We start from the raw sequence: 6,639 nt of genomic DNA, 5'->3' as shown, positions 1-6,639 counted from the left end.
TGGCTGCTTCTATGGCTCTTCGTAACGCGGCTAAGAAATGTAATCCTGTCATCTTGGAACCAATGATGAATGTTGAAGTAATTGTACCTGAGGATTACCTTGGAGACATTATGGGTAACATCACATCTCGTCGTGGTCGCGTAGATGGTATGGAAGCACGCGGTAACGCTCAAGTTGTTCGTGCATTCGTTCCACTTGCAAACATGTTTGGTTACGCTACGTACCTACGTTCAAGTACGCAAGGTCGCGGTGTTTACACAATGCAGTTTGACCACTATGAAGAAGTTCCGAAATCTGTTGGCGAAGAAATTATTAAAGCTAACGGTGGCAATAATAAAGAGGATTAATTGCAAACGAGCGTTATATCCTGTATAACTAAATAGTAACGAGATTCATGTGGCTTGCCCGCATGTTATCAATAATTTTTTTAAACATTAAGGAGGAAATTTTAAAATGGCTAAAGAAAAATTTGACCGCTCAAAACCCCATGTTAACGTTGGTACTATCGGACACGTCGATCATGGTAAAACTACTTTAACAGCTGCAATTACTACTGTATTATCTAAAAAAAGGTTTTGCAGAAGCTTCTGCATACGACCAAATCGATGGTGCTCCAGAAGAAAGAGAACGTGGTATCACAATCTCTACTGCACACGTTGAGTATGAAACTGAAAACCGTCACTACGCGCACGTAGATTGCCCAGGACACGCTGACTATGTTAAAAACATGATCACTGGTGCTGCGCAAATGGACGGTGGTATCTTAGTAGTATCTGCTGCTGATGGCCCAATGCCACAAACTCGTGAGCACATCTTGCTTTCTCGTCAAGTTGGTGTTCCTTACCTTGTTGTGTTCATGAACAAATGTGACATGGTAGACGACGAAGAATTACTAGAATTAGTTGAAATGGAAATCCGTGATCTATTAACAGAATACGAATTCCCTGGCGACGATATTCCTGTAATCAAAGGTTCTGCACTTAAAGCTCTTGAAGGCGATGCAGCATGGGAAGAAAAAATCAACGAACTTATGGACGCAGTTGATAGCTATATCCCAACTCCAGCTCGTGACACTGATAAACCATTCATGATGCCAGTTGAGGATGTATTCTCAATCACTGGTCGTGGAACAGTTGCTACAGGTCGTGTTGAACGTGGCCAAGTTAAAGTTGGTGACGAAGTTGAAGTTGTAGGTATCGAAGAAGAAACTAAGAAAGTCGTTGTAACTGGAGTAGAAATGTTCCGTAAGTTACTTGACTATGCTGAAGCTGGCGATAACATCGGTGCACTTTTACGTGGTGTTGCTCGTGAAGAAATCCAACGTGGTCAAGTATTGGCTAAACCGGGTTCAATCACTCCGCATACTACTTTCAAAGCTGAAACTTATGTTTTATCAAAAGAAGAAGGTGGACGTCACACTCCATTCTTCAACAACTACCGTCCACAATTCTATTTCCGTACTACTGACGTAACAGGTGTTGTTATGCTTCCAGAAGGTACTGAAATGGTTATGCCTGGCGATAACGTTGAAATTTCAGTAGAACTAATCGCACCAGTTGCGATTGAAGAAGGTACTAAATTCTCTATCCGTGAGGGTGGACGTACTGTAGGCGCTGGAGTAGTAGCAACTATCTCTAAATAATAGCCTTTTAAAAATCCTGAACGGTCGCATGCGCGACCGTTCAGGATTTTTTGCGTAAGTTATGAAAGGAGCTAACAGCAATGTCAGTATATGCTACACATTTTGGGGTATACGGGGTTTGTTTTAGGGAAAGAAAACTTCTATGCATTCATAAGAATACAGGGCCATATAAGAACAGGTTCGACTTGCCAGGAGGTAGCCAAAAGCAATTTGAGAGCCTTATTGACACCTTGAAAAGAGAAGTGATGGAAGAGACGAGTTACTCTGTTACAAGATATACTAAGGTAAGGTGTTATGATACTTTTGTGAAGCAAAATGATGATACGGTACATCATGTTTTTGTTCTGTACGATATGGAAGTAGAACAAAGAAAACAGTTTCATTTAGAGTTAGAAAATGAAGAAAACGATTCTTCAGGGTGTTTGTGGCTAGATTTACATAATCTAAATGTAGACAATGCCTCACCAATAATACTTAAATTACTACAAGAAATCGAAAGTGAGTGCGGTGATGTCTTAAATGCTAGTAGTTACGAAAACTGGATAGTAAAAGAGGAGTAGGATTTGATTTGTGTATTCATTTCACAGCAAAAAAACATCTAATCTCAATTCGCAGATTAAATGTCTCTTTCTAATATCGAAGCCGTTAGTTCATACATTTGATTACGATACTCACCGGCAGGCAGTTTTTTTAATTTTCTTTCAGTGCTTTCTTTGTATATTTATTAGCGAGCGCGAAAGCTTTGTCGACACCGTTATATTTGGTAATAAGCTCAAGCAACTCTTTCAAATCTGCATCAGTCATGTCCAAACCTTTTTCAAGCAGAGGATGGAAAAGAGCGGCATTGCCTTGCATTGCATAAATAAGTGGTAAGGTATAAACGCCTTGTTTGACGTCGTTTAGAACCGGTTTTCCTAAGCCGTCATTGGAACTAGTATAGTCCAGTACATCGTCAATAATTTGAAAAGCCATGCCCAGATAATGGCCAACATTCCAAGCATTGCGTGTTTGAAAACGAGTTGCTTTACTTTGAAGCGCGCCAGAATACGTGCTTAAAGCGAAAAGTTGAGCTGTTTTGCCGGAAATACGTGACAAGTATTGGCGAACTGTTACTTTTAAATCATAGCGAGTGCGCATTTGGTCGAGCTCGCCCATTAGGATTTTCTCAATGCTTTTACTGTTGAATTCAATCGTGGAAACCGAATCCGCGTGGCTGGATAGAATTTTAAAACAAATACAGAAAAGGTAGTCGCCAGTGTAGACGGCATAATTACGACCGTATTTAGAATGAATTGTTTCAATACCACGACGAGTTGGTGCATCATCCACTACGTCATCATGAATAAGTGTCGCCATATGCAAAACTTCCAATGCGGCAGCAACCGCAATAGCGCGATCACGATTATTATCAGGTCCAATTTGTGCGGCAAGCATTGCGTAAGCAGGGCGCAATAATTTACCACCAGCTTGAATCAGCGCTTTCACATTTTGCTCGACTTGTTTATCTCGAATTTGGACATTTTTTTCAATAGTTGTGAGCACAGCTTGCAAATCGATTTGTAGATTTGGATAGTTATCCCACATCGGGTGAAGTTGCATAGTTCATCCTCTTTTCCCTTAATTTTGAATCGGTTCATTGGTTTTATTAAAAGCACGTAAAGTTTGCACGTTTTTGATAAGATAGTTAGCCGCAATTCCAACAGCAATTCCTGAAAGAATGCCGATAAATGAAAGGACAGGGAGATAAAGCATAACGCTCCAACTGCCAGCAATCCAACTCGCGATAACTAACTGACCGACATTGTGTAAAATCCCACCAGTTGTACTAACTCCGATGATACTTACCCTTTTTGGCCCAAGTTTCTTCACAAGCCACATACCCCCAAAACTTAAGATTGCTCCAGCGGCACTATACATGAACGTAGAAATCGTCCCGCCAAGCAATGTTGCCAAAACGAGGCGAATACATATAATCATAAAAGTATCTTTCGTAGATAGCGTATATAAAGAAATGCACGTAATAATATTAGCTAAACCAAGCTTAGCCCCAGGCGCAAAAGCAAAAGGAAACGGAATCGCGCGTTCCAACAGACTAATAACAACGGCTTGCGCGGCTAGTAATGCAATATATACTAATCGTTTATTCTTAGTCATGTACATACCCCCTAATTAAAAAACTATGAAGGAATAATAATCCCATCATCTGGTTCTGTTTCGCCGGTTTCTGACTGTACTTCAATCACGACTTTATGTGGTAGACAGACGATGGTTTGTCCGATTTTGTCAATGAAGCCGACACGAACGCAAACTTGGTCATTGCAATTAGCACCGCTGATGCGGATTCGTTCGTCCTTCACTTCGATATCATTATAATCGCCATCTTCAGCTTTCACGCGAAACTTCTTAGTGCCTTTATGTCCAGTCAAATCTACACGTTTGAACTCTTTGCCATCCACTTTGACAACAGCCACAAGCTTTGACGAGGATCCAGCAGGTGGGGCAGGTTCTTGCGATTTTGCATATGTAAAAATAGCTAGAGGCAAAAAAGAAAGAATGGTCAGCAGTACGATAATAATAACATCCCAACGTTTAACCATATGTAAGTATTCCTTCATGGTTCTTATCCTCCCTCTAACTAGTTTCTCTTAACATTGTAATACATTAGCCTAAAAATATATAGCGAAAGACAGTTTTAGCTGCCTTTCGCTAGGATTTAAACGTATAAAATTACTTGTCTCGGTATATGGAGCTTTCTTTTCCGTACCACCAATGGCCCAAGTGTCTTTGGAACCAAGGCATAACCCAGTAATCCAAACCGAATGTACGTCCAGCGCCATTCATTAATGCGATAGAAGCAGGTAGCGCCCAGAATTTGTCCCAACCAAGCATTGCGCAAAGTGTGAACATTACTAGGAAACCAGCACTTCCGATATTAGCTAACCAAGTGAATAGACCAACTACTAAAGCAAGACCGATTGCTAATTCGATAAACGGTACTACTTTTTGCATGAATAGTGCTACATCAAGGTTTGGCATAATTAATTTCATAATCCATTCAAACCAACCAGGCATATGACTCAAAATTGGTGTTGTTACGTTTGTTGCTGCAGCTCCTGCCGCGTCTCCAGCTGCTTGGGAAGCCCCAGAAGTTGCGTCCGTTTGTAACCATTCGAATGGCATTTTTGAAGTTGTTGCTGTTAACCATGAATCAGATCCAAGTCCTTGGAACAAAGGTTTTAAGTTTGTGATGCTAACTTTATCCCATGTTGTTTCACCGTAAATCTTGGAAAGTGCTTCATCAAACCAGAACCAACCGAGATAAATGCGGAGTGGTAGGGACCAAAGAACGTTACCATAGCGGGATGTCCAGCCACGGAAGATGTTACGATTGTCTCTAATATGGAAGAACTCATGGAAAACGTATTGTGTCATGTAGTAACCACTACGGATTCCGAAGAAGTAGTAAAGGTTAACCATGTGTTTCATGAAAATCGCGAACCAGCCATGTAAACGAAGACCGCCTAAGTTAGCAACACCGTATTTAGAGCCAATGGAAACCATGACACCGTGGTATTTCCCTTTATAAGCTTCTTTTTCCGTTCCGCTGATTTCAGCAATAATGCTTTTTGCAGCTGTCATACCAGTTTGTTCTGCAGCTTCAACGATTTGAGGAGTTGGTTTGCCTTCTTCCTCTTCGTAGTAAGCTAAGTCACCGATAACGTATGTGTTTTCGAAATTCTCAGCTTCCATGTATTCATTAACTTTCAAACGACCAGCACGCGCTGCTTCCATACCATAATCTTTCGTATCAGAATTTGCACGAACACCAGCAGTCCAAATTAATGTGTGTGTTGGAATTTCGTCACCAGATTTCAAGACAATGCTTTCAGGTTTAACCTCAACAATTGCAGCGTCTTTCATAATCTTGATGCCTTTTTTCAGCATGAATTTCTCAGCTTTATCTGCATCTTTGCGATCCAACATGTTCAGAATCGTTGGTGCAGCTTCGACAACGATCAATTCGATTTCGGAAACATCTACTTTGTTATCTTTAGCAAGGCGTGTTTTCCAGTCAAGTAATTCCCCAACCATTTCGATTCCAGTAAAGCCAGAACCGCAAACAGCAAAAGTAAGCATGGCTTTACGTCGCGCTACATCTTGCTCCTCAGAAGCGTCATGCACGATAGTTTCGATATGTTCGCGTAATTTAACCGCGTTTTCCCAAGACCAAAGTGTGAAACCGTGTTCCTGAACACCGGGAGTACCAAAGTCATTCGGCTCGCCCCCCATACCTAAAACTAGGTAATCATATGGATAACTTCCATGTTCTGTAGTTACTGTTTTTGTGTCGTGGTTTACATTAGTTACGTTATCCGTTACCAATTTCACTTTCGTACGATTGAACAGATGGCGTAAATCATACTGTATTGCTGTTGGCTCTACACGTCCCCCAGCTACTTCATGTAATTCAGTCATCATCGTGTGATAGGAATGTCTATCAATTAACGTGATCGTTACCGAATCGTCTTTCTTGTACTTTTTCGCTAATTTCTTAGCCGCATGTACACCTGCATATCCCGCCCCTATAATAACGATATTCTTTTCAGGCATATGCTTTCTCAACTCCTTGTAAGTATATTCACAAAAAATTATAAGTCCTCTTACTAAAAATTATAGTAATAACCTATCATAGTTTAACAGATAGAACAAACACTGTCTAGGGGTCTTTACCCGTAAAAAACAAGAAACAAACGCAAATTCGAACAGAAAGCACGGCGCCACAACAAGCTCGATATGTGTCAAAAAAATTGAAATATAATACGGGAAAATAATCAAGTAATCGCTTTCTGAGATTATTAGTTTTTGAATCTAGTATACTAAGTGTAGACAAATTGAGACAATAATGTTATATTTAAGTGGAATTAAGGTGAGCTTGTGATTTTATGCGACTTTTATTGTTCATGTTATCACAAGTAATATTTTAAAAGGTGGGAGCT

Annotated in this window: 4 protein-coding genes and 3 pseudogenes; 3 read left to right on the top strand and 4 right to left on the bottom strand. The window is 40.4% G+C overall.

Annotated elements, in window-relative coordinates:
* The 3 genes and pseudogenes from fusA to PRIP_RS04700 all read left to right on the top strand — a co-directional run.
* Positions 1 to 347 (top strand): annotated as a pseudogene (gene fusA, locus PRIP_RS04710) (elongation factor G); the annotation flags it as partial.
* Positions 348 to 453: 106 nt separating this feature from the next.
* Positions 454 to 1,642, top strand: a pseudogene (gene tuf / locus PRIP_RS04705) (elongation factor Tu).
* An 80-nt stretch (positions 1,643 to 1,722) separates the two neighbouring features.
* Positions 1,723 to 2,202, top strand: coding sequence for an NUDIX hydrolase (locus tag PRIP_RS04700; protein WP_036099797.1), 480 nt, complete (start codon positions 1,723 to 1,725; stop codon positions 2,200 to 2,202).
* A 56-nt stretch (positions 2,203 to 2,258) separates the two neighbouring features.
* Here the strand turns inward: PRIP_RS04700 and PRIP_RS04695 are convergent.
* The 4 genes and pseudogenes from PRIP_RS04695 to PRIP_RS04680 form a co-directional block, all read right to left on the bottom strand.
* A pseudogene (locus tag PRIP_RS04695) lies at positions 2,259 to 3,241 on the bottom strand (polyprenyl synthetase family protein).
* An 18-nt stretch (positions 3,242 to 3,259) separates the two neighbouring features.
* Positions 3,260 to 3,796, bottom strand: coding sequence for a flavinylation system FAD exporter subunit EetB (eetB, locus tag PRIP_RS04690; protein ID WP_036088129.1), 537 nt, complete (start codon positions 3,794 to 3,796; stop codon positions 3,260 to 3,262).
* A 23-nt stretch (positions 3,797 to 3,819) separates the two neighbouring features.
* Positions 3,820 to 4,257 (bottom strand): NusG domain II-containing protein, encoded by a 438-nt coding sequence (locus tag PRIP_RS04685; RefSeq protein WP_036099795.1) that lies wholly within the window; start codon positions 4,255 to 4,257, stop codon positions 3,820 to 3,822.
* A gap of 112 nt (positions 4,258 to 4,369) precedes the next feature.
* The gene (locus tag PRIP_RS04680; RefSeq protein WP_036099794.1) at positions 4,370 to 6,253 is read right to left on the bottom strand and encodes an FAD-dependent oxidoreductase; all 1,884 of its coding nucleotides are present in this window, start codon (positions 6,251 to 6,253) and stop codon (positions 4,370 to 4,372) included.
* Between the last annotated feature and the right edge of the window lie 386 nt (positions 6,254 to 6,639).

This window comes from Paenilisteria riparia FSL S10-1204 (assembly GCF_000525995.1).
Lineage (GTDB): Bacteria > Bacillota > Bacilli > Lactobacillales > Listeriaceae > Listeria_A > Listeria_A riparia.
The sequence above is the reverse complement of the archived record's forward strand: the minus strand, read 5'-3'. Positions and strand labels throughout refer to the sequence as shown.

Excerpts from the sequence above, each read along its gene's own strand:
- PRIP_RS04700 (WP_036099797.1), top strand. The coding sequence starts at position 1,723 with ATGTCAGTATATGCTACACATTTTGGGGTATACGGGGTTTGTTTTAGG.
- PRIP_RS04685 (WP_036099795.1), bottom strand. The coding sequence starts at position 4,257 with ATGAAGGAATACTTACATATGGTTAAACGTTGGGATGTTATTATTATC.
- eetB (WP_036088129.1), bottom strand. The coding sequence starts at position 3,796 with ATGACTAAGAATAAACGATTAGTATATATTGCATTACTAGCCGCGCAA.
- PRIP_RS04680 (WP_036099794.1), bottom strand. The coding sequence starts at position 6,253 with ATGCCTGAAAAGAATATCGTTATTATAGGGGCGGGATATGCAGGTGTA.